Below are 23,931 nucleotides of genomic sequence, written 5' to 3'. Positions count from 1 at the left end.
GCGTAGGAGCAGGTAGTGCCTAAGTACCGGCGCTTCAATAAGTGAGTACACGGCACTGTTGTTCGCGTGTTTTCCGCCATCTTCAATAAGACCCACGCACTTGAACCAATTGGGGGAGGCCTTCGTGGTTATTTTGGAACTGGCCAAGACAGAGGCCGATACAGCCACCGTTTCTGGAGCGTCGTCACTGGCGCCGGCGCTTCAGATTTCGGTCTTCGGTCCACTGACAATACGCCGGGGCGGCAGGGAACTGACGGCCAACGACCTTGGCGGGCCCAAACCCCGCCAAGTGCTCGAGATTCTCCTGATGAATTTCGGCTCGGCAGTGTCAAAGACCCGGATTATGGACCTGCTCTGGGGCGGCAACCATCCATCAGTTGCACTGCCCACCCTTGAAAGTTATGTAAGCGTTCTCCGGCGCCACCTGCAGCCCGGCACCGGGCGGACAGGCCCCCTCAGGACGGTCACGGGTGGCTATGCCATCGACCGGTCCCTGGTGGACCTGGATCTGGACCGGTTCGAAACATTGACCAAAATGGCCGGCCAGGAAGTTGAGCCGCGCGCGGCGCTCGCACTGCTCACCGAAGCACTCGACCTGGCGTCGGCTCCGCTGCTCGGGGACGAACTGCTGCCGGCCTGGGCGGAGGAGGAGCGGGCCCTGCATGCGGCGCGGGTCTGCCTGGCCCGTGTCCTGGCCGCAGAAACCGCGCTTCGCGTCGGGGACGTCGGCAAGGCAGTTGCTTTCGCCGGTGCAGCGGTGAAGGAGGATCCCCTCAACGAGCGCGCCTGGACCGCACTGGTTCTTGGACTGGAGGGCAACGGCGAGAACACTGAGGCCTTGCGGGCGTTCGACCGCTGCCGCAGGGTCATGGATGAGGAATTGGGCTGCGCCCCCGGCCCGTCGTTGAGGGAGGCGCAAGCCAGGCTGCTGACGAGCACCGCGGCTACCTCAGATCGGTCGGACATCCGTGGTCCCATCCAGGTAGCCTCGGAGACCCGCCCCCATCCGGCCGCCAGGCAGGATACGGGGCGGCTGCGGATCCTGATCGTTGACGACCACACCACCTTTTCGGATTTGCTGGCGGGAGCGCTTGACCGCGAGCCGGACCTCCAGAGCGTAGGGGCGGCACGTTCCGTGACCTCTGCGGTGTCGATGTTCCAGGAACTGCGGCCCGACGTCGTCATCATGGATCTGCACCTCGATGACGGTTCCGGCCTCAAAGCTGCCGAGCTGATTCTTTCCCAGGCTCCGGGCACGCGGGTGGTGATGCTGACGGGCAACCCGTCGCAGGAGGCCCTGCGTGCCGCTGCCAGCATGGGCATCTGCGCATTCCTCCCGAAAGACGGAGCCCTGGGCGTCATGCTGGATACGTTGAGGCACGCACACGCAGGCAACATGATCGTGAATCCGTCCCTGGTGGCGAGGTGGGGTACCGGCGTACCGGCGCTGGAACCCGCCGGGCAGGGCTAGATCGGCGCAGCGTGCGCAGACTGCCGGCCGCAGAGTCCGCCAACACCGCAACCATAAACGATGATGCCGCAGCCGAGCGGCGGGAGGTCAGGGCAGCTGTTGCCCGCTTCCTTACCGCCGGTTTCGCGGCCCTCGTCCTGGTTGCCACCCCGGTGACGTTCTGGATCCGTGCCGAAGCGGAACGGCACGCGTTGGCCAACGCCAGGGACATCACCCAGCGTCTGGCGGACAACGTGGTGGGGCCGCTAATAACGGACCAGCTCCTCGCGGGGGATCCCGAAGCCGTGAAACTGCTTGACCAGCGGCTTGAGCCCTGGCTGGCCGAGAGCGGCGTGTCAAGGATCAAGGTCTGGGATGAACGCGGGCGTGTGGTGTACTCGGACGCCGAAGTCCTCATCGGGCAGGAGTTTGAGCACGAGGAATGGGCCCGCCTGCTCCTTGACGGTGGACCGGCAACGGCTACGTTGGAAAACCAGACCGGGGAAGAGAACGAGTTTGAGGCGGACGCCGGCGAACTCGTGGAAGTCTACGCCCGGTCCTCGTCGCTAAGCGGCGCCCCGATGATCTTCGAAACGTACTCGTCGGGTGAGGGGGTCCGCCGCGAGCAGAATGCGGTGTTGATGGGGATGATCCCGCCCCTGGTCCTGTCGCTGGCGGTCCTGCAGCTGACCCAACTTGTTCCGGCCGTCCGTTTGGCCCGCAGGATCCAGTTCCACCAGTCGGCACGCAACGCGCTGCTCCGCTACGCCATCGAAGCATCCGACCAGGAGCGCCGGCAGATCGCCAGCGAACTCCATGACGAGGTGATCCAGGACTTGTCCGGGCTGGCGTACGCGATGGAATCGGAAGAGCGCCGCGGGCCACCCGCGCAACAGCCGGTGTTTGCCAATGCCCGGACCATGCTTCAGAACAACATCCGCACCCTCCGGGCCATGACCAGTGAGCTCTACCCGCCGGACCTCGAAGAGCTGGGGCTGGAAGCCTCCCTGCAGAGGCTGGAAGCGCCGCTGGTGGAACGCGGCATTGCCACCACCGTAGAGATGCCGGACAACCTGGTGCTCACCAAGGAGCGGGCGGTCCTGCTCTACCGCGTGGCGCGTGAGGCACTGGTTAACGCCGCTAAGCATTCGTCGGCACAATCGGTGCTGGTCCGCATTAGGCAGGCCGGCGAGGTCACCCAGATCATGGTGGCGGACGATGGCCTCGGGTTCGATCCTGCGCAGCCCCGTCCGGAAGGCCACTTTGGCCTGAGGATCGTGGGGGATACCGTCCGGCAGGCCGGGGGAACGCTTGACATCCGCTCCACTCCCGGGGCAGGCACCACCGTCACCGCAACGTTCGGCGTGGCCGCGCCTGCCTTCCGCTTCGCTGGCTTGCTCCGTAACGCTCCCTCCGCCCCGGACCTGTTGACGGCACCGGCGCCGCGGGGCACCAGCCCTTCTTAAGCGTTCAGAAGGCCCGCCAGGCATCCCTGCCCGGCGGTGCTTCGTTCTGCCTTGCGGGCCTTTTTCTGCCCGGCGCAGGGGCAGCCGCTGACGCGCACCGGGAGCAGGGGAGCAGCCCAACGCCCGCTGGTGGCAGCAGCCCGGCGCACCCTGGAGAGCAGCCAGCGCGCACCGGGGGCAGCGGCCTACCGCTCATCGGGGAGCCCCCGACATAAGAGCCTCTCCTCCCGAGGGTGGACAAAAACTCCGTAGAGGGAAGGGGAGGAGTGGGGTTGGGGTGAGCAAGGAGGCGGCACACACAAAAGGCCCGGCGGCTTCCGGAATATTTCCGGAAGCCGCCGGGCCTTTGTGGTGATTCCCTGACCTTTTACTTGTTGGCGACCGCCATGGGGCCGGCGGTGCCGCCCAGGGTGGATTCAACCCAGACAGTGCCGGGGTTGGTGGTGCCTGCCGCCGCGTTGCGCAGTCGCAAGGACCAGTCGCCACCGGTTGCCGGAGCGGCGGCCGCTGTGACGTTGACCTGTCCCAGGACCCGGCCGTTAGGACCGCCAACGCGGACGGTGACGATTCCGCCGACCACGCTGCTGGTGCCGCCGATCCTCAGATCGCCGCTCTTCCATTGGGCCTGGCTGAGTGTGACCCGGTCCGGAACGGGCGTTACCGTGACCTCATCCGTCCGGGTCGTGGAGCCAACGGTGACCGTCAGTTTGAACGTCAGGGCGTTGTTGGTCATCGGCGTCGCGTAGACCGGCAGGCTGAAGGTTGGCTTCAGCGTGGTGTCCCCGTTCAGGAGGACCTTATCCGCATTCGAGGAACCGATCTGCTCCCACTTGTAGGTGGCGCCGGTGGTGGTGGAACCGGTGCCGTCCAGGGTGACCGGGGTTGCGGTGGTACGCCGGGCGACGTTCTGGTCCGGTCCGGCGACCGCCACGACTGCACCCTGTGCTGTGACGGAAGCACTCTTCTCCGATTCTGGGCCGTCGCCATTGGTGTTGGTGGCCTTCACCGTGAACCAGTATTCGGTGTCACCGTTCAGCCCGTCATAGACCAGGGTGGTCACGTCGCCGGCTACCTTCCTGGGCTCGCCGAATGCTGCTGTGGCCGTGTAGGCCTGGACCGTGTAGCCGGTGATCTCCAGCCCTGCCGCACCGGCGTCGGGCTTTGTCCACGATACTTCGGCCGTGCCCAGGCCGGCTTTGGGGGCGCCGGTGATTACTGGAGCAGCCGGAACGGGATCGTTGGTGATCTTGAACTCGATAGTTTTCTTGTCGGACGCGTTGCCGGAGGGATCGATGGCTGCGTATGTGAACTTGGTGTTTTCGGTAACCTTGATGGGCTCTTTGTAAAGGGTTGCGCTCTTGACGCCAACGCCGCCGGAAACAGGGTCTGTTCCATCAAGGGTGTAGTAGATGTCGCTGCCCTGCTCATTGGCTGACAGCGTCAGCTCCTGCGCGGTTTTGTAAGTTCCGCCGTCGGGGGAGGCGGTTACTGAGGGTGCGGTGGTATCCGTTTCCGGGATGGCATGCGTGGCCGGGTATGTCTCCCCGACGCCGCTCACGGACACTACGTAGACGTCATACTCCTCGTTTGCTGAAAGGCCTTTGAGAGTGGTGCCCGAGGCCTTCTGGTCGCTGATCCGCACGCCGGATTCCACCCGTTCGTTTCCGTTTGCGGTCTTGGCAACTGCGGTGACGCGGTAGCCGGTGACGGCCGGCGTTCCGGGGACTGCCACGGCAGGGGTCCAGTTCACCTTAATTTCGCCGTTGACTTTGGCCGCTGAAATCTTGGTTGGTCCCACAGGACCGGACCCCAGGGGCCCGTTGGGGCAACCGCCCATTCCGGGGCCACCCAACTCACCGTACTCGGCAATGGTCAGGCCCTGGCGGTTGGCGTCTGCGTCCTCTTCCTGCCACGCCATGGACCGCGCGCCGCCGGCGTTGGCCACAATCTCGGCGGTAGCCGGATCATCGAAGATGTAGGTGGCCGTGAAGGTTTCCGGGCCGTCAGCGCCGAATTGAAGGCTGGACCGGTAGCCGTCCTCGGCTGTCAGCGGCCCGGAGACTGCACGGACGTCGCGGCGGCCCACGGTGGTGTCCTTCAGCGCGGGGTCGATGATGCGCTGTTCCATCTGGTTCTTGTTGACCCCGTCCGCGACGCGCCCCTTGACGGTCACGGTGTTACCGCTGGCCAGGACGGAGGTGCCGGTGACGTAGGTGTCCTGGACCGTAGTGGTCCCGGCCTCGGTTCCGCCGAATTTGATGGTCACGGCATCGCCGGGCAGGATGTCGGGGGTGACGTTCAGGCCTGTCCCGGCACCCCAGCAGACTCCGCCGGGGTGGTTGATTTCAAAGGCCACGTCCCCGGCGGCCACCACGGCCTTGGCGGAACCGACGATGCCGGTTCCGGGCCGGTTGACCTCCACCGTGGCCGTCTGCCCGATCTTGTCCTGGTAGCCCTCGATGGTGACGAAGTCCCGGTCGGGGAAGACCACGACGTTGTTGGGGAACGTTGGGACGGCCGCGTTCGCCGTCGGGATGGCTAGGAGGGACGTGGCGCAGAGTACGGCGGATACGGACCCAACCACTCCCGCCCTTCCAATTGTTTGACCGCGGAACCTCGGCTCTCCTGGTCCGCTTGGTGCTGTTTTCATGACAACCTCACTGATCCTGGGTGCGTGCGTAAGGGCTTCACGCACGCTCACAACCTAAGAGGGCCACCTTGGGGAAATGCTGGCCGGTCCTTTGGCTCGGGACCCCGCCAAGGGTAGGCGAGAGGCGGGAAAGGCGCGGGCCGTCAGCGCGGTTTCAACCACTCCTAGGGATTCCCAAGGAGTGGACGCGCGAGCCGCGGCCGCCCCATTTTCAGCGGGCTAAAGGTGCAGTTCCAGGAAAAACCTGGTCTGGTGCGCGCACTGCTTGATCTGGACCAGGCAGCCTGCTGCCAGCCGTGGCAGGACAACGGAAGGGTCGCCGTCGAACGCTTTTTGGCGGATCAGCCGCTCCAGTTCCAGCGCCAGGTCCGCCAACCGTTCGGCACCCACCATCTGGCTCGACGTTTTCAGGCTGAGGACGGCAGCCATGGCACCGGCAGAGTCCCCGGTGGTCATGGCCAGGCGGAGGCTTTCGAGCCTGGAGGGGAGGAGCGCGACGAAGTCCCGGATGAAGACCTTCCAGACCCCTTCGTCGTTGTCCAGATCCTCGTACAGTCTGTGCAGCACGGCGCTGTCCAGCAGCGGCACGGTGTCGTCGTCGTACGGTATGGCCGGAACCGGTGGAAGTCCGTCGAAAGGGCTCATCACTTCAGTCCTCGAAATGCGTCGAAGGGGCGCCGCCGGGCAGTTCCCGCAGCATCGATTCCGCCACGACCCGGGCTTTGACGTTCCGGTGGCTGGAGGCCTGGGCGAGGATATGGAGGGCGTCCTCGTAGGAGCACCGGTTTTGTCCCATGATCACCCCGCAGGCAACGTCGATGGAGGTGCGGCCCTGCATCGCGGCCTGGAGTTGTTCCGCCGTTGCCTGTGCTGTCCTGAGTTCCAGCGCGGACAGGTAGCTGCTGGCCGCCAGCCTGCCGAAGGCTGCGGCGGCAACAACCACGCTGGGTGTGAAGACGTTGTCCAGCCGGGCCAGAAACGTCAGCGCTGCCATGCTTCCCGTGTGCACGTGCAGCGGCACGGACAGCAGTGACCTGTAGCCTGCCTCGTTGAGGGAACGCCAGGAGTCGGGCCACCGTGGGTCCGGGGAGTAGCTGTTGACGACGAACGCAAGATGCCCGGCGAGTGCATGGGACACCGGCCCGTCCCCGTTGATGTGATCGGACTGTGCGAGTCCGACGGCGGCGCTGCTGGTTCCTGAGGCCAGCGCGGCTTTGCCGGGGCTCGCCACCGACACTGCACAGTCCAGGGGGTGTCCGGTCAGCTCTGAGAGTGCTGTGCCTGCAGCTTGGGACAGGAGTTGGATGGAGGCCTCATCACTGTGCGCGCGCAGGTCCAACAGGACCCCCAGTGCAGGCGGGGCCGCTGACTGGCCGCGGAACCACGCTGTTCCGCTGCGTCCGTCACCGGCGCCGGTCTGATGAGGTGCCCGCTGCGGGCGCAGCTCAATTCCCACAAACCGCTCCCGTCACCAGCGGGTGTCCTCGGCGACACCTCTTGCTGCACGTTACGGTGCTGGGCGGCGGGAGCGCCCGAGTGACGGGTACTCGACTTTCCAGCGGAGCGGTACTGCGGGTGCTGTCACGCAGCGTTTCGCGGGGCGAACATGATGACGGCAACACCGAGGATGCAGATCGCGGAGCCGGCTACGTCCCACCTGTCCGGCCGGAACCCGTCGAACGCCACGCCCCACAACAGAGAACCGGCGACAAACACACCACCGTATGCCGCGAGTATCCGGCCGAAGTGGGCGTCCGGCTGCAAAGTAGCGGCAAATCCGTAGATCCCCAGCGCGATAACGCCCAACCCGGCCCACCACCACTCTTTGCCCTCCCGGACGGACTGCCAGACGAGCCAGGCACCACCGATCTCAGCGGCGGCGGCGAATATGAACAGCAGGATTGTCTTCGCGATAGTCACAGGGCCCATCATCGCAGCCGGCCTGCCGCCTTTCTCAGCCGGCGGGGTGGGTGGTTCCGTCAGGACTGCCCTGAGAATGTGAGCAGGATGAGGACCGTGTTCAGGCCCACGATCAGCGTGGCGCTGGTCCAGCCCGCGATCTTCAGCGGCAGCGAGTCGGTGTGGATGCCCATCACGTCCCGCTTGCCGGTGAGCCGGATCAGGGGGATGAGGGCGAACGGGATCCCGAAACTCAGCAGCACCTGGCTGAGCACCAGGGCCAGGGTCGGCTCAATCCCCGCTCCCAGGACCAGCAGGGCAGGTATCAGGGTGATGACGCGGCGGGTCAGCAGCGGCACCCGGAACTTCAGGAGGCCGCCCATGATGGTGGCACCGGCGTAGCAGCCCACTGAGGTGGAGGCCAGGCCGGAAGCCAGCAGCCCCACCGCGAACACCACTCCGATGACCGGACCCAGCGCCGTCGATACAGCGGCGTGGGCACCGGCAATGGTGTCCGTCCCTTCAATGCCGCGCAGGCTGGAAGCAGCCAACAGGAGCATGGCAATGTTCACTACCCCGGCCAGCATGAGGGCGCCGGCGACGTCGAACCGGGTAGCCCGGATCAGCCGGGTCCGCACGGCGGGGTCCTCCGGGAAGCCGTGCCGGTCCCGGGCCAGCGCCGAATGCAGGTAGATGGCGTGCGGCATAACCGTTGCTCCGAGCATGCTGGCCGCCAGCAGGACGGTATCCGTCCCCTCGAACCTGGGGACCAGGCCGCCCAGGGTGCTGGGTCCATCGGGCGGGTTGACGAAAAGCCCGGACATAAACCCCACCGCGATGACTCCCAGCAGCGTCAGGATCGCATACTCGAAAGATTTCTGGCCCCGCGCGGTCTGCAGAGCCAGCAGCAGCATCGATGCCAGGCCGATAAGAAGGCCCCCGGCCAGCAGTGGAAGCCCGAACAGCAGGTTCAAGGCCACCGCACCACCGATGACCTCTGCCATGTCCGTCGCACCGGCAACCACTTCCGCCTGCAGCCAGTACAGGCGCCGCTTGCCGTTGCCGAGGCGCTTTCCCAGGATCTCGGGGAGGCTCAGTCCCGTGGCCAACCCGAGTTTGGCGGACTGGTACTGCACCAGTACCGCCATCGCATTGGCGGCCACAAGAACCCACACGAGGAGGTAGCCGTAGTTGGCGCCTGCGGTCAGGTTGGCCGCTACGTTCCCTGGATCCACGTAGGCGATGGCCGCCACGAAGGCGGGCCCCATCAGCAGCAGCCGTGACCATCGGCGGCCGGTCAACGGAGGTTTTTGCAAGGTCCGCGCAACCATCGTCTCGTCCTCGTGATCGGGGGTACTGCGAAGACGATAACTCCATTTAGGACTACCGAAAAGGAGGATTTAGGTAGACCGTTGGAGTGCGTGCGCTGCGGAACCGCCGGGGAGGGACTGGCTTGGCGGTGCCAGCTGCTTAGCGCCGCCAAGCCATGAGACTCGGTTGTTACTCCGATCAAGGCCTTGGCGCTACCGGGCCCAGATCCCGGTTTGCAGTTGCCTCGCGTTTTTGGCCTTACACGGAATACTGTGCACGCGCTTCCTCAAGAGTCTGGGCGGAAACGGGCAAGTCTTGCTCAAGAGTGGCTCAAGTCCCGGAGGCGGATACCAGCGTCCTGGCCAGCGCGTCCGCGTCCGGCAGGGTCACGGTGACCGTCGTTCCTTTTCCGTGCGTGCTGGCGAGGGCGATGTTGCCGCGGTGGTTTTCGACGATGGCCCTGGTGATCGCGAGCCCCAGGCCGGCGCCGGGAATGGCTGAGGAGTGGGCTTTGGCAGTGCGGAAGAACCGGGTGAAGGCCTGGGCGAGGTCCTCTTCGGTCATCCCGGCGCCGGTGTCGGCCACCTGGCACCGAAGGTTGTCCCCCGTGGTGCTGACGCGGACGGTGACTGTGCCGCCGTCGGGGGTGTATTTGATGGCGTTGGATACCAGGTTGTCGATGACCTGCCCCATCCGGTCGGGATCGAACCTCCCGGTGGCGGGACCGCCGGTTTCCAGGTTGAGAGTGACGCCGCCGGCCCTGGCACGTGGCTGCGCGGCTTCGACGCTGTGGGCGGCCACCTCGGCAAGGTCCGCCGGGCGGGGACTGACGGTCACCGTGCCGGATGCGGTAGTGAGCAGGTCGCCCACCAGGGTCAGGAGGCGTTCGGCGTTGCGTTTTGCCACACCCAGGCAGTGTTCGAGGTCCGGATCCAGGCCCTCGTCGTCAAGGGCCAGGGCAAGGTAGCCCAGGATGGACGTCAGCGGCGTCCTGAGCTCATGGGAGACGCTTGCCACAAACTGGTCCTTGGCGGAGAGCGCCTCCATCAGCGCGGTGACGTCCGTCAGGGCCAGGACGGCGCCGGCGTGCCGGCCGTCCGGATTCTTGATCAGCCGGCAGGTGGCCGAGTATGCGCGCTGGCTGGATCCGCTGCCGATCCAGAGCAGTTCGTCGGTGAAGGCCTCACCCCGGGCGGCGCGGGTGCGCGGGTGCCGTTCCCGGGGAAGGAGCTGTTTCCGGTCCACGCCGTACACCGGGAAGTCCGCGCGTCCCTCAGCGGGTTGCTCTGCGCAGATGGCTCCGGCGGGGTGGCTCCCTTGGCGCTGGTTGGTGAGGATGGTTCGGCCATGATCGTCGAGTGCGCAGACGGTGACGCTGACTGTGTCCACGACAGTGGAGAGCAGCCGCTCGCGGTCTTCGCTGGCCGCCAGCAGCCGCCGCACCTCGGCTTCCTGTGCTTCGAGCATCGAGCGATGCCGGCAGAGCGCATTGGCCACCCCATGAATGATGAGGGCCATGGCTCCGAGGATGACCGTCAGGAGCACAATGCGGATGAAGGCGGCGCTGGTGTAGCCCGTGCCGAGGATTGCCGGTGGCAGTGCGACGCTCAGCAGGGCGGCCAGTACTGCGATGCCCATCCCACTGCGGCGCGGGCCGTAGGACAGCCACGCGACAGGAAACAGGAGCAGGAAACTCAGCACCGCAAGGTACTGGTCGCCTGCTTCACGGGTCAGGCCTATGGCGAGGCAGTCCAGGACGGGGATGGTGAGGGTCGCCCGTTCCGGCAGCCGCTCCCAGGGGATCAGCGCGCAGGCGGCAAGTAAGACGAGATGGCCTGCCAGGGTGAACAGGAATGCTTCGGTCCATCGGAAATTTGGATGCAGCAGCGCAGCCAGCACCACCACAAGCAGCATGGTGATGGACAGCGGAAGCTGGAACATCACCGTTTGGCCCCTGGCGCCCAGCGTCCGGAAGTAACGCGCGACCGACTCGAAAAACATACTTCCCCCTAATCCTGCCCAACAGGTCAGTATCTTCTGAAGCCTACTGGCTGCCTCCTTTCCCGGATAAAGCATTACGCCGCCTGCCTCGGCCCCGCAAGGCTGCCGGCGGGCCAGAGTAGATAATAGTCAGCGTGCTTACTATTGTGGGAGAAAGATCGGTCCACCGAAGGGCTGGCCTGCAACTGCGGATCGAAGGGAAACCTCCATGGTGGACCGGATTGCTGACATTTGGGGAACGCGGACGCCGTACGCCCAGGGGGAGCAGTGGCCGGTACGGGTGGACCAGGTCCTCGCCAAGGGGCTGACCGGACAGGACGTGGACCGCTGGGTACAGTCGGCCTGCGTCCTGTGCAGCAACGGCTGCGGCATCGACATCGCGGTCAAGGACGGTGCCATGGTGGGCGTGAGGGGGCGGGCGGCGGACCGCGTCAACCACGGCCGGCTGGGTCCGAAAGGGCTCTTCGCCTCGTGGCAGGGCGTCAGCAACAAGGACCGGCTGGCCCGGCCCCTGATCCGCGAAAACGGCGAACTGGTGGAGACCGACTGGGACACCGCCATGGGGCGGATCGTGTCCCGCAGCAAGGCACTGCTGCAGGAAAAGGGGCCGCTGAGCCACGGCTTCTATACCTCTGGCCAGTTGTTCCTGGAGGAGTACTACGCCCTGGGCGTCATCGGCAAGGCCGGCCTCGGCACCCCGCATATGGACGGCAACACCCGGCTCTGCACGGCCACGGCGGCGGCGGCGATGAAGGAGTCGTTCGGCTCCGACGGCCAGCCCGGCAGTTACACGGACATTGACGAGTGCGATGCGATCTTCCTCTACGGCCACAACATGGCCGAAACCCAGACGGTGCTCTGGGCGCGGGTCCTGGACCGGATTTCCGGGCCGGACAAGCCGCTGGTGGTGTGTGTGGACCCCCGCCCCACCGAAGTGGCCCGGCACGCGGACGTCCACCTGCCCGTGCGGCCGGGAACCAACCTTGCATTGATGCATGGGCTGGTCCGTGAGGTGATCCGCAACGGCTGGATCGATGAGGAGTACATCGCCAGCCACACCCTGCGCTTCGAGGACCTGGCGGACCAGATCGAGCAGTGGACGCCCGAGGCCGTGGCCGCCGAATGCGGGGTGGACGCGTCCGCCGTGGTGGAGGCGGCGAGGATTTTCGGCACTTCCCGAAGGGTGCTCTCCACCGTGCTGCAGGGTTTCTACCAGTCCAGCCAGGCCACCGCCTCCTCCTGCCAGGTCAACAACCTGCACCTGCTGCGCGGCATGATAGGCCAGCCCGGCTGCGGCATCCTGCAGATGAACGGCCAGCCCACCGCGCAGAACACCCGCGAGGCAGGGGCCGACGGCGATCTGCCGGGCTTCCGCAACTGGGAGAACCCGGAGCACATCAAGGAGTTGGCCGAACTGTGGGACGTGGACGAGCTGGTTATCTCGCACTGGGCACCGCCCACCCACGCAGCCCAGATCTTCCGGTATGCCGAGCAGGGCTCCATCAAATTCCTGTGGATCTCTGCCACGAACCCTGCGGTGTCGATGCCCCAACTGCCGCGGATCCGCGGGATCCTTTCCAAACCGGACCTTTTCCTGGTGGTGCAGGACCTCTACATGACCGAGACCACGAAGTATGCCGACGTTGTCCTGCCCGCCGCGGCCTGGGGTGAAAAAACGGGGACGTTCACCAACGTCAACCGTACGGTCCACCTGTCCGAGCAGGCGGTGGAACCGCCGGGCCAGGCCCGGAGCGACCTGCAGATCTTCCTGGAGTATTCGCGGCGGATGGATTTTCGCACCAACTCCGGCGGCCCGCTGCTCGATTGGGAGGGCCCCGAGGACGGTTTCAATGCCTGGCGGGAATGCAGCAGGGGCAGGCCCTGCGACTACACAGGCCTCAGCTACGAGCGGTTGCGTGGCGGCAGCGGCATCCCGTGGCCGGTCAACGATGAGCATCCGGACGGAACCGACCGGCTTTACGGCGATGGGACTTTCCCCACCCACGGTGAAGACACCGAAGACTACGGCCACGACCTGACCACCGGGGCGTCTGTTGGCCCTCAGGCGTTCAAGGCGATGGCACCCAACGGTCGGGCCATTTTCAAAACGGCGCCGTACCAGGGGGCGCATGAAACCCCTGACGGCGAGTACCCCTTGCGCTACACCACGGGACGGACCGCCTACCATTTCCACACCCGCACCAAGACCGGCCGCGCGCCGCAGCTGCACGATGCCGCCCCGTCCATGTGGGTGGAGATGTCCCCGGGTGATGCCGAGAGCCTGAAGCTCCGGGAGGGCGACCAGGTCCGGGTCGAGTCCCGCCGCGGTCACCTGTTCGCCCCCGTCCGGATCGCCGGCGTCCGCACCGGCACCGTCTTCGCCCCCTTCCACTACGGATACTGGGATGACCATGAGGGCGAAGACCCGGAACAGCATCCGACGGCGGCCAACGAGCTGACCTTGACGGAATGGGACCCGGTTTCGAAACAGCCCGTGTTCAAGACGGCCGCCGTGCGGGTCACCAAAGTCGCGGACGCCACCGGTCCGGCACCGGCACCCACCACCACGGCATCCCGGCCGGCCCGAGCCGGACGGGTTCCGGCGACGGCGGGCGGGGCAGCGGGTGAAGTGAGCGAGACGATCGCCCCGGCTGAACCGCAGGCTGCGGCTCCCGGCAAGGAGGAGTCATGAAGCTTCCCGTCTACCTGGGCCTCCTCCACCGCTGCGAACACACGCTGGCGGAATCCTTCCGGCAGGTGGCCGACGGGCACGGGGACGAGCCGGACGTGTATTTCCTGTGCCGCGCCCTGGCCGATCAGTGCGAAAAACACGAACGGGCCCTGCAGCCCATCGTGGAGCGCTACGGCGAGGTGGACAAGGACGACGAGCCGGAGCGGCTGCACGCCGATGGGCTGTCCAGCACGCGGTCAGGAGCTGTGGGGCTGCTGCGCGACCTGCAGGACCTCTACCTGCTGGGGTCCCTGGTGGACATCACCTGGACCATGGTGAAACAGGCCGCCCAGGGACTTCGGGACGCGGAGCTCATCGGTGTGGTCACCCGCTGCGAGGCCGAGACGAAAACCCAGCTCGAGTGGCTGTCCACCCGCATGAAACAAGCCGCACCCCAAGCCCTGATCGTGGCCGAATGACTGCCATGGAAATTCCCCCGAGCCGCAACAGACGAGGTGCCTTTGGCATCCTGACCAGTCCTGCCGAACTGGCGTCCATGGCCGGCGCGATTCTACTCATCACCACGGTGGGCTGGGGGCTGAATGTCCTTTTTGGCATCCGCCCCCCGGAAGGAGGAGGACTGACATGGTTCCGCTGACACATCGGAAGCCCGGCACGTACGTTCTGGCCGCGGCCGGCATAGCGGCCCTGATGGGCGTGTGCGGGTGCGCCCCTGAAGGAACCGGTGCTGCCGACGCAGCGCAGACCTTCCACCAGGCCGTGAGCGCGTCGGACTGGTCGTCCGCCTGCAGCATGCTGAAATCCGATACCCGCGAGAAGACGGCCCAGGAACAGGAAAGCACGTGCGAGGACCACCTGCGGTCCGCGCACATCCAGGAGCCGGGAGCAGTGACACGCACCGAAATCTACGGCCGCGGCGCTTTCGTGGAATTCGAGAACGCCGCAGTGTTCCTGGCCAATGCCGAGGGCGGCTGGAAAATCACGGCGGCCGGGTGCACACCGAACGGTGACGCGCCCTACACCTGCGAAGTGGGAGGTAATTAGTCATGCGTTGGAGCTTTGCCCTGTACCTGATCCTGATCTTCGGCGGACTGGCGTACATGCTCGTCGTCGGACTGGTGCACGGATAGGACGGTTGAACGGTGAAAAAAGCACTGAGGAACAACGGACTGAGCCTGTTTTTCGGGCTGATCTTCCTCCTCGCCCTGCTGGGGCAGGGACTGACCGGCCACGCCCTGTTCAACCAGGAGCAGGTGACCGCCGGGCTTGAGGAGATCAGCCTGGGCCAATACCTCACCTCCTCCCATTTTGCGGTGGACGTGGCAGAGAACTGGCAGTCCGAATACCTGCAGTTCCTGCTCTACATCCTCGCCACGATCTGGCTGGTCCAAAAGGGCTCGCCAGAATCGAAAGAGCTTGACCAGCCCGGAACCGAGTCGGACAAGGACCAGCTGGTGGGCGAATACAGCAACGAAAAGTCGCCGGCCTGGGCCAAGGTATCGGGCTGGCGGCGCACGCTCTATTCCAACTCGCTGGGCATGACGATGGGACTGATCTTCCTCCTGTGCTGGCTGGTCCAGTCCGTCGCCGGCACCAGCGCCTACAACGAGGAACAGCTGGCTGACTTCCAGCAGCCCGTTTCCTGGGCGGAGTACGTGGTGTCCGCGGACTTCTGGAACCGCACGCTGCAGAACTGGCAGTCGGAGTTCCTCGCCGTCGGATCCATGGTGGTGCTGTCCATCTACCTCCGCCAGCGCGGTTCACCCGAGTCCAAGCCCGTCGGCGCTGCCCACGACGACACCGCCGCGACGGGGTAGCCCGGCTCCCCGCCGCCGGCGGTGCAGTCCGGCCTAGTTGTCCAGGCCGGTGCTGAGGCTAAGGTCCCGCCACTGGTCCAGTTCCGCGCGGTGGGCGTCGGCCACGGCGGCAAAGGCGCCGAAGGCGTCCTCGCCCAGCACAACGAGCGACGGCGGGTTGGGACTGTCCACGATGGCCAGGATCGCTTCGGCGGCCTTTGCCGGATCACCCGGCTGGTTGCCGTCCATGGTGTCGTTCTCCTTGCGCCGCTTCCCGGCCGTCTCAGCGTAATCACCGATCGGGGACGCCGACTGGGTCAATGAGCGGCCGGCGAAATCGGTGCGGAATGCACCTGGCTCGATGACCGTGACGCTGATGCCCAGCGGCTCCACTTCCCGGCGGAGCGAGCCTGAGATGCCCTCCAGTGCAGCCTTCGTGGCTGAGTAGTAGCCGGACCCGGCGGGTGTGATGCGCGCTCCGATCGAGGAGATATTCACGATGGCCCCGGACCTCCTCGCGCGCATGTCCGGAAGGACTGCCTTGATCATGTCCACGGCGCCGAAAACGTTCGTGTCGAACAATTGCCGCACATCGGCGTCGTCCGCCTCCTCCACAGCTGCCCGGTACCCGTAGCCGGCGTTGTTGACCAGGACGTCGACGCTGCCGAAGCGTTCCTTCGCCTGATGCACCACCGAGTTGATTTGGGCGCGGTCCGTGACGTCGAGGGGCAGGGCAAGGGCCGTCTCGGGGAAAGCCTCGGCGAGGTCCTGCACGGAGGCGCCGTCGCGGGCTGTGGCCACGGCGTTGTGCCCGTGGGTGAGCACCGCCTGGGCGAGTGCCCGGCCGAGTCCGGTGGAGCATCCTGTGATGAGCCAGGTAGCCATGGTGGGTTCCTTCCATAGACCGGATTAGGGCGTGGAATTCACGCCTACGGACCAGATAACAGCACAATCGCCGCCGGCGATAGGTACCGTCAGAACGATGGCAAGGTGAGACATCAATTGACTTTCGATAGGTAACAACTGAAACTCGATGCATGAAGATCACAAGTCTGGCCGTCGTCGCCCTCCGGATCGTCCTGGTGGCGGCGTTCCTCCTGTTGCTCCTTTTCCAGGTCATGTCCATGCCGGGCCAGTTTGCCCACATGGCGGCCGAGGATCCGGAGCGGGCCTACCTGCAGTGGCCGCTTACCGTCTTCGCCATCCTTGAACTGGCCTGCGTCCAGGTGGTGATCGTGAGTACCTGGAAGCTGCTCACCATGGTCCGGCGCGACCAGATCTTCAGCCGGCAGGCCTTTGTGTGGGTGGACGCCATCATGTGGGCCATTGCGGCTGCCTGGACCATGCTCGCCGTGTTCTTCGCCATTGTGGTGCTCAACGCGGACGATCCCGGCATGCCGCTCCTGCTGGTCCTGATGCTGACGGCCGGTGCCGCCGTCGGCCTGGTGGTGGTGGTGCTCCGCGCCCTGCTCCGGCAGGCCGCGGACCTCCGCTCGGACCTGGAAGCGGTGATCTGATGCCCATCGTGGTGCGCATCGATGTCGAACTGGCAAAGCAGAAAATGAGCGTGGGTGAGTTCGCCGAGCGCGTGGGCCTTACGCCGGCCAACGTGGCAGTCCTCAAGAACGGACGGGCGAAGGCGGTCCGTTTCAGCACGCTGGAGGCCATGTGCCGCGTCCTTAACTGCCAGCCGGGCGATTTGCTGGAGTTCACCGAGGACTGAGCGCGCCGCTCAGCCACCGGGCTACTCCGGGGCGGACACCTGCGTGGGAAAGCCTGCCAGACGGAGGGCAGACGAAAGCTCGGGGGTGGACGAGCGGCGCCCCTCGAGGTGGGCCTGCAGGAGGTAGGCGGTGTGGCTGCCGCAGGACCTCAGCGGTTCCAGATGGGCTTCGGCCAGCTGCGGCAGGGTGAGGGCGTGCTCGGTGCCGGGGCTGTTGTGCAGCTCCATCTGCAGGCCCTGAGCAAGGTCCGCCAGGCGTTCGCCGCCGAGCCTCTGGCTGGAGATCTTGAGGCTGAGCACGGCATCCATGGCGGCGGGAAAGTCGCCTGCAGCCAGGGCCAGGCGCAGCCGTTCCACCCGGTAGGGCAGGCGTTCGATGAAGGCTTGGACGAGTGCTTTCCACACGCCTTCATGGTCCTCGAGGTCCGCGCGGAGCCTGTCCAGTACGGTCCTGTCGAGGAACGGCAGGATGGAGCCGTTGGAGTGAGTCATCGTTGTCCCGCCATCACTTCCGCCAAGTAGACCCTACTTTTCCCCCAGCAGAGACTGCCTCAAGGTTACTCCCAACGGCAGGCTGGAAGCACTAGTAAGGGGTACCCGATGTCAGTCCGGGTCGGCGCCCGCCCGCCTGTCAGGAGGGGCGTTAAGAAAGCGTTAAGATCCCCGGAATTGGCCCCGGGAGGCGATTGGCCCGGTGCTAGGCTCCGTTAGTTATCAGCACAGCGTCGCGCCTGGAACCGGGGAACTTGTGCCGGTAACGGGCACCAAAGAAAGACACGTCCTTGACGGCTTCCGCCCGGTCTTCCCTTCCCGCCATCGTTCCCAACCCGGAACTTGCCACGGAACCCCGCAGCCCGTTGACCAAGTGGCTGCTGGAACACCGGGTCAGCCAGCCTGTGGGTCCCGAAGCCAACGAGGCCCACGCCCCGCAGCAGAGCTGGTGGAAGGTTATGTGCCTGACCGGCGTGGACTACTTCTCCACCCTGTCCTACCTGCCCGGCATCGCCGCACTCGCCGCCGGCGCCCTGTCCCCGCTCGCCACCTTGCTCATCGTCGCACTGACCCTCCTGGGCATGCTCCCCATGTACCGGCGCGTGGCGGAGGAAAGCCCGCACGGGCAGGGATCCGTGGCCATGCTCGAACGGCTCCTGCCGTTCTGGCGGGGCAAGGTCTTTGTGCTGGTGCTGCTCGGCTTCGTGGCCACCTCGTGGATCATCACCATCACCCTCTCGGCCGCCGATGCCACGGTGCACCTGCTCGAGAACCCTTACCTGCCGCCGTTCCTGGAAGGCCAGGCGGTGCCCATCACGGTGTTCCTTCTCCTGGTTCTTGGCGCAGTCTTCCTGTTGGGCTTTTCGGAAGCCGTGGCCGTCGCGATTCCCCTGGTGGCCGTGTTCCTGGTACTGAACGCCATCATCATCGGCGCCGGCATCGCGGAAATCCTGGCCACGCCCGGCGCCCTCAATAACTGGACCGAAGCCCTGACCTCCTCCGGGGGCGGTTTCGGCGGAATCCTCGGTCCCGCCCTGATGGCCTTTCCGCTGCTCGTCCTGGGCCTCTCCGGCTTCGAGACCGGCGTCAGCATGATGCCCCTGGTAGCCGCCGAGGGCGGCACCCCCGCGGAGAAACTGGCCAACCGGGTGCGCAACACCCGCAAGCTGTTGACGACGGCGGCGCTCATCATGAGCGTCTACCTGCTGGGCAGCAGCTTCGTCACCACCGTCCTGATCCCCGCCGAGCAATTCCAGGCCGGGGGAGAGGCCAACGGCCGTGCCCTCGCGTACCTGGCCCACGAACACCTCGGCAACGGCTTCGGCTCGGTCTACGACGTCAGCAGCATCCTGATCCTGTGGTTCGCCGGCGCGTCCGCCATGGCCGGCCTGATCAACATCGTTCCCCGCTACCTGCCCTCCTACGGCATGGCCCCGGACTGGTCACGCGCCGTCCGGCCCGTGGTGCTGGTCTACACAGCCATCAGCATCCTGATCACCATCGGCTTCAACGCCGACGTGAACGCCCAGGCCGGCGCTTACGCCACCGGAATCCTGGCCATGATGGTCTCCGGTGCCATCGCCGTGACCATCTCCGCGATCCGCCGCAAGCAGCGCGCCGCCTCCATCGGCTTCACCGTGCTGACCCTGGTGATGCTCTATGCCCTGGCCGCCAACGTCATCGAAAAACCGGACGGCCTGGCCATCTCCGGCTTCTTTATCCTGGGCATCGTGGCGGTCTCCCTCGTCTCGCGCATCAGCCGGACCACCGAGCTGCGCGTGGACAGCATAGAGTTCGACGACGAAGCGCGCCGCTTCATCAGCGACACCCTGGACTACGACGGCCGGATCAACCTCATCGCCAACAAACCCCAGGCCCGCGATTCCGCCGAGTACACGGATAAGGAAGCTGTGCAGCGGGAGAACAACCCCGTACCCGGCTCGGCGGATGTCATCTTCCTGGAAATCGACATCACCGACCCGTCCGAGTTCAGCGACACCCTGCAGGTCCGCGGCGTCGAAGTGGGAGGCCACCGGGTCCTGCGGGCCTCCAGCCCCGCCGCTCCGAACGCCATCGCTGCCATCCTGCTGGCCCTGCGGGACGGTACCGGCGTCAAGCCGCACGCCTATTTCGAATGGTCCGAGGGCAACCCGCTGGCCCACCTCATGCGCTACCTGCTCCTGGGCCGCGGCGATACCGCCCCGGTGGTCCGCGAAATCATCCGCGAGAATGAACCGGACCCTGACGGGCGCCCGGGCATCCACGTGGGATGAGCCTGCGAAGGAGCGTCCCGACGCCGGCACCCGCCACCCCGGGCCCCGACGCTTCCAGCGTGGCCGCCATCCAAAAAATGCTCCGGGACGCCCGGAACGACAACGGCGGCGGCAAGGAAAACTTCATCCGGCGGGCACTGTCCCACCCGGTCAGGGCAGTTCCCGTTGCCTTCCTGATGGTCATCATCATCGGGGCGGCACTGCTGATGCTCCCGGCGTCACGCACCGACCCCGACGCCGGGGCATTCATGGACGCACTGTTCACCTCCGTTTCCGCCGTGTGCGTGACGGGCCTGATCACCGTGGACACGGCAACGTTTTGGACCCCGTTCGGGCACGTGGTCATCCTGGCGCTGATCCAGGTGGGCGGGTTCGGCATCATGACCCTTGCCACCCTCCTGGCGCTGCTGGTCCGCAAAAGCATCGGCCTCCGCGGCCAGCTCGTGGCCCAGTCCGAAACCCACACCCTTAACCTGGGCGATGTCCGGGCGGTGCTGCTCCGGGTGGCGCGGATCATGCTCACGTTCGAAGCCGCGACAGCGCTGGTCCTCTCGATCCGGTTCTGGATCGCCTATGACCAAAACCCCGGCACTGCGCTCTGGCACGGGATCTTCCACGCTGTCTCCGCCTTTAACAACGCCGGCTTCTCGGTCTACAGCAACAACCTCGTCGGCTTCGCGGAGGACCCGTGGATCATCACGCCCATCTGCCTGGCCATCATCGCCGGCGGGCTCGGTTTCCCGGTGATCATCCAGTTGGTCCGGGGCGAGACCAGGCCCCGGAACTGGTCCGTGCACCTGCGCTTGACTGTCTACGGAACGCTGTTCCTCCTGATCGCCGGGATGGTGCTGTTCGCGGCGTTCGAATGGAACCGGAACGAGACGTTGGGCCACCTCTCGTTGACCGGCAAGATCCTGGGCTCCTTCGCCGGCAGCGTCTTTCCCCGCACCGCCGGGTTCAACAGCATCGACTACGGCGCCGCGGCCCCGGAAACGCTGATGGTCACCAACATCCTGATGTTCATCGGCGGCGGCAGTGCCGGCACCGCCGGCGGCATCAAGATCACCACCTTCCTGGTACTTGGCTTCGCCATCTGGAACGAAGTCCGCGGCCGTGACCAGGTGACCATCGCCCACCGGTCTGTCAGTTCCTCTTCCCAGCGGCAGGCCCTGTCCGTGGCACTGCTGGGGATCGCCGCTGTGGTGATCGGGACCATGCTGCTGCTGATGTTCACCGACTACAGCCTGGAGAAGGTCCTGTTCGAATCCATCTCCGCGTTCGGCACAGTGGGCATGAGCACCGGCATCACGTACCACCTGCCCCCGTCCGCTGAGTGGGTGCTGATGGCATTGATGTTCACGGGCCGTATCGGGACGGTGACGGTGGCGTCAGCCCTGGCCCTCTCGGCCCGGCCGCGCCTGTTCCGGCTGCCGGAGGAACGCCCCATCATCGGCTAGGTCAAGATTCCATCAATCCTGGGCCGGTCCTAGGATTCAGGGACCCGCCGACGCTAGTATCTGAGCAAACGCAAAGTAACCCTACTTATTATCTTTGGGGGTCCGTGAGGCATGGTCGAAGCCGTCGCGTCAGCAGTTTCACCGGTGATCCGCCGGAACAACGTTACCGTGTCCGGCCGGGCGGACGGGCCGGTGATGCTGTTTGCCCACGGCTACGGCTGCGACCAGGCGATGTGGCGCAGGCTCGTGCCCTACTTCTCCGATACCCACCGGCTGGTGCTCTTTGACAACGTTGGCGCGGGCCGCTCGGACGTGGAGGCCTATGACCGGGAAAAGTACGGGTCGCTGGCTGGCTACGCGGCGGATCTACTGGAAATCTGCGAAGCCCTGGACCTGAAGGACGTCATCCTGGTGGCCCACAGCGTCAGCGCAATGGTGGGGGTGATCGCTGCTGCGCAGGAACCTGAGCGGTTCTCCCGGCTGGTCCTGGTGGCACCCTCCCCGCGCTACACCAACGACCCCGCCCATGGCTACGTGGGCGGATTCTCGAAGGAGGACATTGAGGGCCTGCTGGCATCCCTGGACAGCAACTACTTCGCCTGGGCCGAGGCACTGGCTCCGATGGCCATGGGCAATCCCGAGGACCCTGAGCTCTCGGAGGAACTCCGGAGCAGCTTCTGCCGCACCGATCCCGCCATCGCGAGCCACTTCGCACGGGTCACCTTCCTCTCGGACACCCGGAACATACTGGACCAGGTGGGAACGGACAGCCTGGTCCTGCAGTGCTCCGAGGACCTGCTCGCGCCGCCTGAAGTGGGTTCCTATGTGCACCGGCACCTGGCGCACAGCACGCTGGTGCAGCTTCAGGCCACCGGACACTGCCCGCATGTCAGCGCGCCGCAGGACACGGCCCAAGCAATCCTGAACTACCTTTCGGGCAGTCCGTGACAGGACCCGGCGGGCCGGACCCGGACCATTTTGAGGCGCTGTTCCACCAGGCGCCGTGCGGGTATCTGATAACGGACGACGCCGGACGCATCACCGCGGTCAACGAAACCTTTGTGCGCTGGACGGGTTACAGCCGTTCCGGGCTGGTGGGGTCCAAGCTGCAGTCCCTGATGCCTGTTGGGGACCAGATCCTGTACTCGACGCACTGCATTCCCCAACTGGGCATTAATGGCGCAGTGTCCGAGATCGCCGTTGAGATCATTGCGGCAGACGGCGGGCGGCGGGCGGCGCTGCTCTCGGCATCACGGTCACCCGGCTCAGGGCAGGAGCCTGCCAGTGTCCGCGTCATCATTTTCAGTGCCCATGAACGGCGGATGTACGAAAGGGAACTGGTCTCCGCGCTCCGGGCAGCCGAAGAAGCAGAAGCCCGGCGCGCGCAGGCGGAAAAGGAACTCCAGCACCTGGCCCTGCACGACGCACTGACCGGCCTGCCCAACAGGGCTGGGCTGAAGGCGAAGCTGGACGCGGTACCGGCGGGCGGCGGGCTGGCCGTCCTGTTCATCGACCTGGACCACTTCAAGGCCGTCAACGACAGCCTGGGCCACGCGGCCGGGGACGATCTCCTGGTTTCGGTGGCGAACCGCCTGAGGGCGGCCGTTCCGGGAACCGGCATCGTGGCCCGGCTGTCCGGTGACGAGTTCGTGGTGGTGGACTCCTTCGCCGGCTCCCGCGAGGCAACTGGCCTGGCAGCCGGGCTGCTGGAGATCCTCAAGACGCCCATCCTGATCGAAGGACTGGAAATCGTTACGTCCGCGAGCATCGGAGTCGCCGTCAACGGGGATGATGATGAAACCCCTGAAGACCTGGTCCGCCGGGCCGACATCGCAATGTACCGGGCCAAGGAACTGGGACGCAGCCGCTGGGAACTGCACCAGCCTGCCGAGTCTGACTACACCGTGGACCGGCTCCGGGCGCTGGGCGAGCTGCGCCGCGGAATCAACGACGGTGCCCTCCGGGTGCACTACCAGCCGCGCATCGACCTGCACACCGGCCGCGCCACGGGCGTGGAGGCACTGGTCAGGTGGCAGCATCCAACACGGGGCCTGCTGCCGCCGTCGGAATTCATCACCATGGCCGAAGAATCCGGGTTGGTCCGTCCACTTGGCGCCTGGGTCCTGGGCGAAACGCTCCGGCAGGCTGACAACTGGCGCCGGGAAAGCCGCCGCGGTGCGGACCTTGATTTCGCCGTCAACCTGTCCGCCCGCCAGCTCAGTGATCCCGGGCTGGTGACCATGGTGGAAGACGCGCTCCGGTTGCGCGGAATCGATTCCTCGCACCTGCTGCTGGAGATCACCGAAACGGCCCTGATGGCAGACCCCGGCGGTGCGCTGGACTCGCTCACGGCGCTGAAGAACCTGGGCGTGGGCCTCGCCGTGGACGACTTCGGCACGGGCTACTCGAGCCTGACCTACCTGAAGAAATTCCCCATCGACGAACTGAAGATCGACCGGTCATTCATCAATGGACTGGGATCGGACTCCGGTGATTCCGCGATTGTGGGGAGCTGCATCGACCTGGCGCACGCTGTGGGCATCCGGGCCGTTGCCGAGGGTGTGGAAACCTCCGGTCAGGTGCAGACGCTCAAGGACATGGGCTGCGACCTCGCCCAGGGGTTCCACTTCGCCCGCCCGCTGCCGGCCCCGGCGCTGAAGGAATGGCTGGACGCGCACACCCGGGACGAGCGGGCCGGCGCATAAGGGGTTTCCACCAGAC

General features: G+C 65.9%; 21 protein-coding genes. 13 read left to right on the top strand and 8 right to left on the bottom strand.

The window, feature by feature from the left end; genetic code table 11:
* Window positions 1-124: 124 nt before the first annotated feature.
* Window positions 125-1,471, top strand: coding sequence for a BTAD domain-containing putative transcriptional regulator (locus BACI348_RS15795; RefSeq protein WP_236557583.1), 1,347 nt, complete (start codon window positions 125-127; stop codon window positions 1,469-1,471).
* Window positions 1,472-1,482: 11 nt separating this feature from the next.
* A complete protein-coding gene (locus BACI348_RS15790; RefSeq protein WP_236557582.1) occupies window positions 1,483-2,916 on the top strand; it encodes a sensor histidine kinase in 1,434 nt (477 codons plus the stop codon).
* Window positions 2,917-3,283: 367 nt separating this feature from the next.
* Here BACI348_RS15790 and BACI348_RS15785 read toward each other — a convergent pair whose 3' ends face one another.
* From BACI348_RS15785 to BACI348_RS15760, 6 genes are all read right to left on the bottom strand, one after another.
* Complete coding sequence (locus BACI348_RS15785) at window positions 3,284-5,500, bottom strand: chitobiase/beta-hexosaminidase C-terminal domain-containing protein (protein ID WP_236557581.1); 2,217 nt, start codon at window positions 5,498-5,500, stop codon at window positions 3,284-3,286.
* A gap of 285 nt (window positions 5,501-5,785) precedes the next feature.
* Window positions 5,786-6,211 carry an Hpt domain-containing protein gene (locus BACI348_RS15780; protein WP_159827464.1) on the bottom strand — a complete coding sequence of 142 codons (426 nt, stop codon included), beginning with the start codon at window positions 6,209-6,211 and terminating at the stop codon, window positions 5,786-5,788.
* A gap of 4 nt (window positions 6,212-6,215) precedes the next feature.
* Window positions 6,216-7,022, bottom strand: a complete 807-nt coding sequence (locus BACI348_RS15775; RefSeq protein ID WP_159827461.1) for an ANTAR domain-containing protein — start codon at window positions 7,020-7,022, stop codon at window positions 6,216-6,218.
* 125 nt (window positions 7,023-7,147) lie between these two features.
* Window positions 7,148-7,486, bottom strand: coding sequence for a YnfA family protein (locus BACI348_RS15770; protein ID WP_236557580.1), 339 nt, complete (start codon window positions 7,484-7,486; stop codon window positions 7,148-7,150).
* A gap of 59 nt (window positions 7,487-7,545) precedes the next feature.
* Complete coding sequence (locus BACI348_RS15765; protein WP_159827455.1) at window positions 7,546-8,796, bottom strand: Nramp family divalent metal transporter; 1,251 nt, start codon at window positions 8,794-8,796, stop codon at window positions 7,546-7,548.
* A 310-nt stretch (window positions 8,797-9,106) separates the two neighbouring features.
* Window positions 9,107-10,777, bottom strand: coding sequence for a sensor histidine kinase (locus tag BACI348_RS15760; protein ID WP_159827452.1), 1,671 nt, complete (start codon window positions 10,775-10,777; stop codon window positions 9,107-9,109).
* Between the two features lie 208 nt (window positions 10,778-10,985).
* Here BACI348_RS15760 and BACI348_RS15755 point away from each other — a divergent pair, with 208 nt between their 5' ends.
* From BACI348_RS15755 to BACI348_RS15735, 5 genes are all read left to right on the top strand, one after another.
* Window positions 10,986-13,469 (top strand): molybdopterin oxidoreductase family protein, encoded by a 2,484-nt coding sequence (locus tag BACI348_RS15755; RefSeq protein ID WP_159827449.1) that lies wholly within the window; start codon window positions 10,986-10,988, stop codon window positions 13,467-13,469.
* Window positions 13,466-13,927, top strand: coding sequence for a hypothetical protein (locus BACI348_RS15750; protein WP_159827446.1), 462 nt, complete (start codon window positions 13,466-13,468; stop codon window positions 13,925-13,927). Before BACI348_RS15755 ends, BACI348_RS15750 begins: the two co-directional genes overlap by 4 nt.
* On the top strand, window positions 13,924-14,106 hold the full coding sequence (locus BACI348_RS15745; RefSeq protein ID WP_159827443.1) for a hypothetical protein: 183 nt from the start codon (window positions 13,924-13,926) through the stop codon (window positions 14,104-14,106). Before BACI348_RS15750 ends, BACI348_RS15745 begins: the two co-directional genes overlap by 4 nt.
* Entirely contained in the window at window positions 14,094-14,513 is a 420-nt protein-coding gene (locus BACI348_RS15740) for a hypothetical protein (protein ID WP_159827440.1), read from the top strand. Before BACI348_RS15745 ends, BACI348_RS15740 begins: the two co-directional genes overlap by 13 nt.
* A gap of 98 nt (window positions 14,514-14,611) precedes the next feature.
* Window positions 14,612-15,286, top strand: coding sequence for a DUF6766 family protein (locus BACI348_RS15735; RefSeq protein ID WP_159827437.1), 675 nt, complete (start codon window positions 14,612-14,614; stop codon window positions 15,284-15,286).
* A 33-nt stretch (window positions 15,287-15,319) separates the two neighbouring features.
* Here the strand turns inward: BACI348_RS15735 and BACI348_RS15730 are convergent, their stop codons facing one another.
* The gene (locus BACI348_RS15730) at window positions 15,320-16,150 is read right to left on the bottom strand and encodes an oxidoreductase (protein WP_159827434.1); all 831 of its coding nucleotides are present in this window, start codon (window positions 16,148-16,150) and stop codon (window positions 15,320-15,322) included.
* 152 nt (window positions 16,151-16,302) lie between these two features.
* Here BACI348_RS15730 and BACI348_RS15725 point away from each other — a divergent pair, with 152 nt between their 5' ends.
* Complete coding sequence (locus BACI348_RS15725) at window positions 16,303-16,782, top strand: DUF2975 domain-containing protein (protein ID WP_159827431.1); 480 nt, start codon at window positions 16,303-16,305, stop codon at window positions 16,780-16,782.
* Window positions 16,782-16,988 (top strand): helix-turn-helix domain-containing protein, encoded by a 207-nt coding sequence (locus BACI348_RS15720; protein ID WP_159827428.1) that lies wholly within the window; start codon window positions 16,782-16,784, stop codon window positions 16,986-16,988. The genes BACI348_RS15725 and BACI348_RS15720 overlap by 1 nt, the downstream gene beginning before the upstream one ends.
* Window positions 16,989-17,009: 21 nt before the next feature.
* Here BACI348_RS15720 and BACI348_RS15715 read toward each other — a convergent pair whose 3' ends face one another.
* Window positions 17,010-17,480 carry an Hpt domain-containing protein gene (locus BACI348_RS15715; RefSeq protein WP_159827425.1) on the bottom strand — a complete coding sequence of 157 codons (471 nt, stop codon included), beginning with the start codon at window positions 17,478-17,480 and terminating at the stop codon, window positions 17,010-17,012.
* 290 nt (window positions 17,481-17,770) lie between these two features.
* Between BACI348_RS15715 and BACI348_RS15710 the strand changes: the two genes are divergently transcribed.
* From BACI348_RS15710 to BACI348_RS15695, 4 genes are all read left to right on the top strand, one after another.
* On the top strand, window positions 17,771-19,753 hold the full coding sequence (locus BACI348_RS15710; protein WP_159827422.1) for an APC family permease: 1,983 nt from the start codon (window positions 17,771-17,773) through the stop codon (window positions 19,751-19,753).
* Window positions 19,750-21,210, top strand: a complete 1,461-nt coding sequence (locus BACI348_RS15705; RefSeq protein ID WP_328699968.1) for a TrkH family potassium uptake protein — start codon at window positions 19,750-19,752, stop codon at window positions 21,208-21,210. Before BACI348_RS15710 ends, BACI348_RS15705 begins: the two co-directional genes overlap by 4 nt.
* 111 nt (window positions 21,211-21,321) lie before the next feature.
* Window positions 21,322-22,158 (top strand): alpha/beta fold hydrolase, encoded by an 837-nt coding sequence (locus tag BACI348_RS15700; RefSeq protein WP_159827419.1) that lies wholly within the window; start codon window positions 21,322-21,324, stop codon window positions 22,156-22,158.
* The gene (locus tag BACI348_RS15695; RefSeq protein ID WP_159827416.1) at window positions 22,155-23,915 is read left to right on the top strand and encodes a sensor domain-containing protein; all 1,761 of its coding nucleotides are present in this window, start codon (window positions 22,155-22,157) and stop codon (window positions 23,913-23,915) included. Before BACI348_RS15700 ends, BACI348_RS15695 begins: the two co-directional genes overlap by 4 nt.
* The last annotated feature ends 16 nt before the right edge of the window (window positions 23,916-23,931 follow it).

It is taken from the genome of Arthrobacter sp. 9AX (assembly GCF_902506095.1).
Lineage (GTDB): Bacteria > Actinomycetota > Actinomycetes > Actinomycetales > Micrococcaceae > Arthrobacter.
Note: the sequence above shows the minus strand (reverse complement) of the source record. Positions and strands in the feature narration are given on the sequence as shown.

What these genes read in the sequence shown, in the direction of transcription:
- BACI348_RS15705 (WP_328699968.1), top strand. Translation starts at nt 19,750, where the DNA reads ATGAGCCTGCGAAGGAGCGTCCCGACGCCGGCACCCGCCACCCCGGGC.
- BACI348_RS15745 (WP_159827443.1), top strand. Translation starts at nt 13,924, where the DNA reads ATGACTGCCATGGAAATTCCCCCGAGCCGCAACAGACGAGGTGCCTTT.
- BACI348_RS15720 (WP_159827428.1), top strand. Translation starts at nt 16,782, where the DNA reads ATGCCCATCGTGGTGCGCATCGATGTCGAACTGGCAAAGCAGAAAATG.
- BACI348_RS15715 (WP_159827425.1), bottom strand. Translation starts at nt 17,480, where the DNA reads ATGACTCACTCCAACGGCTCCATCCTGCCGTTCCTCGACAGGACCGTA.
- BACI348_RS15765 (WP_159827455.1), bottom strand. Translation starts at nt 8,796, where the DNA reads ATGGTTGCGCGGACCTTGCAAAAACCTCCGTTGACCGGCCGCCGATGG.
- BACI348_RS15780 (WP_159827464.1), bottom strand. Translation starts at nt 6,211, where the DNA reads ATGAGCCCTTTCGACGGACTTCCACCGGTTCCGGCCATACCGTACGAC.
- BACI348_RS15725 (WP_159827431.1), top strand. Translation starts at nt 16,303, where the DNA reads ATGAAGATCACAAGTCTGGCCGTCGTCGCCCTCCGGATCGTCCTGGTG.
- BACI348_RS15740 (WP_159827440.1), top strand. Translation starts at nt 14,094, where the DNA reads ATGGTTCCGCTGACACATCGGAAGCCCGGCACGTACGTTCTGGCCGCG.
- BACI348_RS15730 (WP_159827434.1), bottom strand. Translation starts at nt 16,150, where the DNA reads ATGGCTACCTGGCTCATCACAGGATGCTCCACCGGACTCGGCCGGGCA.
- BACI348_RS15700 (WP_159827419.1), top strand. Translation starts at nt 21,322, where the DNA reads ATGGTCGAAGCCGTCGCGTCAGCAGTTTCACCGGTGATCCGCCGGAAC.
- BACI348_RS15755 (WP_159827449.1), top strand. Translation starts at nt 10,986, where the DNA reads ATGGTGGACCGGATTGCTGACATTTGGGGAACGCGGACGCCGTACGCC.
- BACI348_RS15750 (WP_159827446.1), top strand. Translation starts at nt 13,466, where the DNA reads ATGAAGCTTCCCGTCTACCTGGGCCTCCTCCACCGCTGCGAACACACG.
- BACI348_RS15760 (WP_159827452.1), bottom strand. Translation starts at nt 10,777, where the DNA reads ATGTTTTTCGAGTCGGTCGCGCGTTACTTCCGGACGCTGGGCGCCAGG.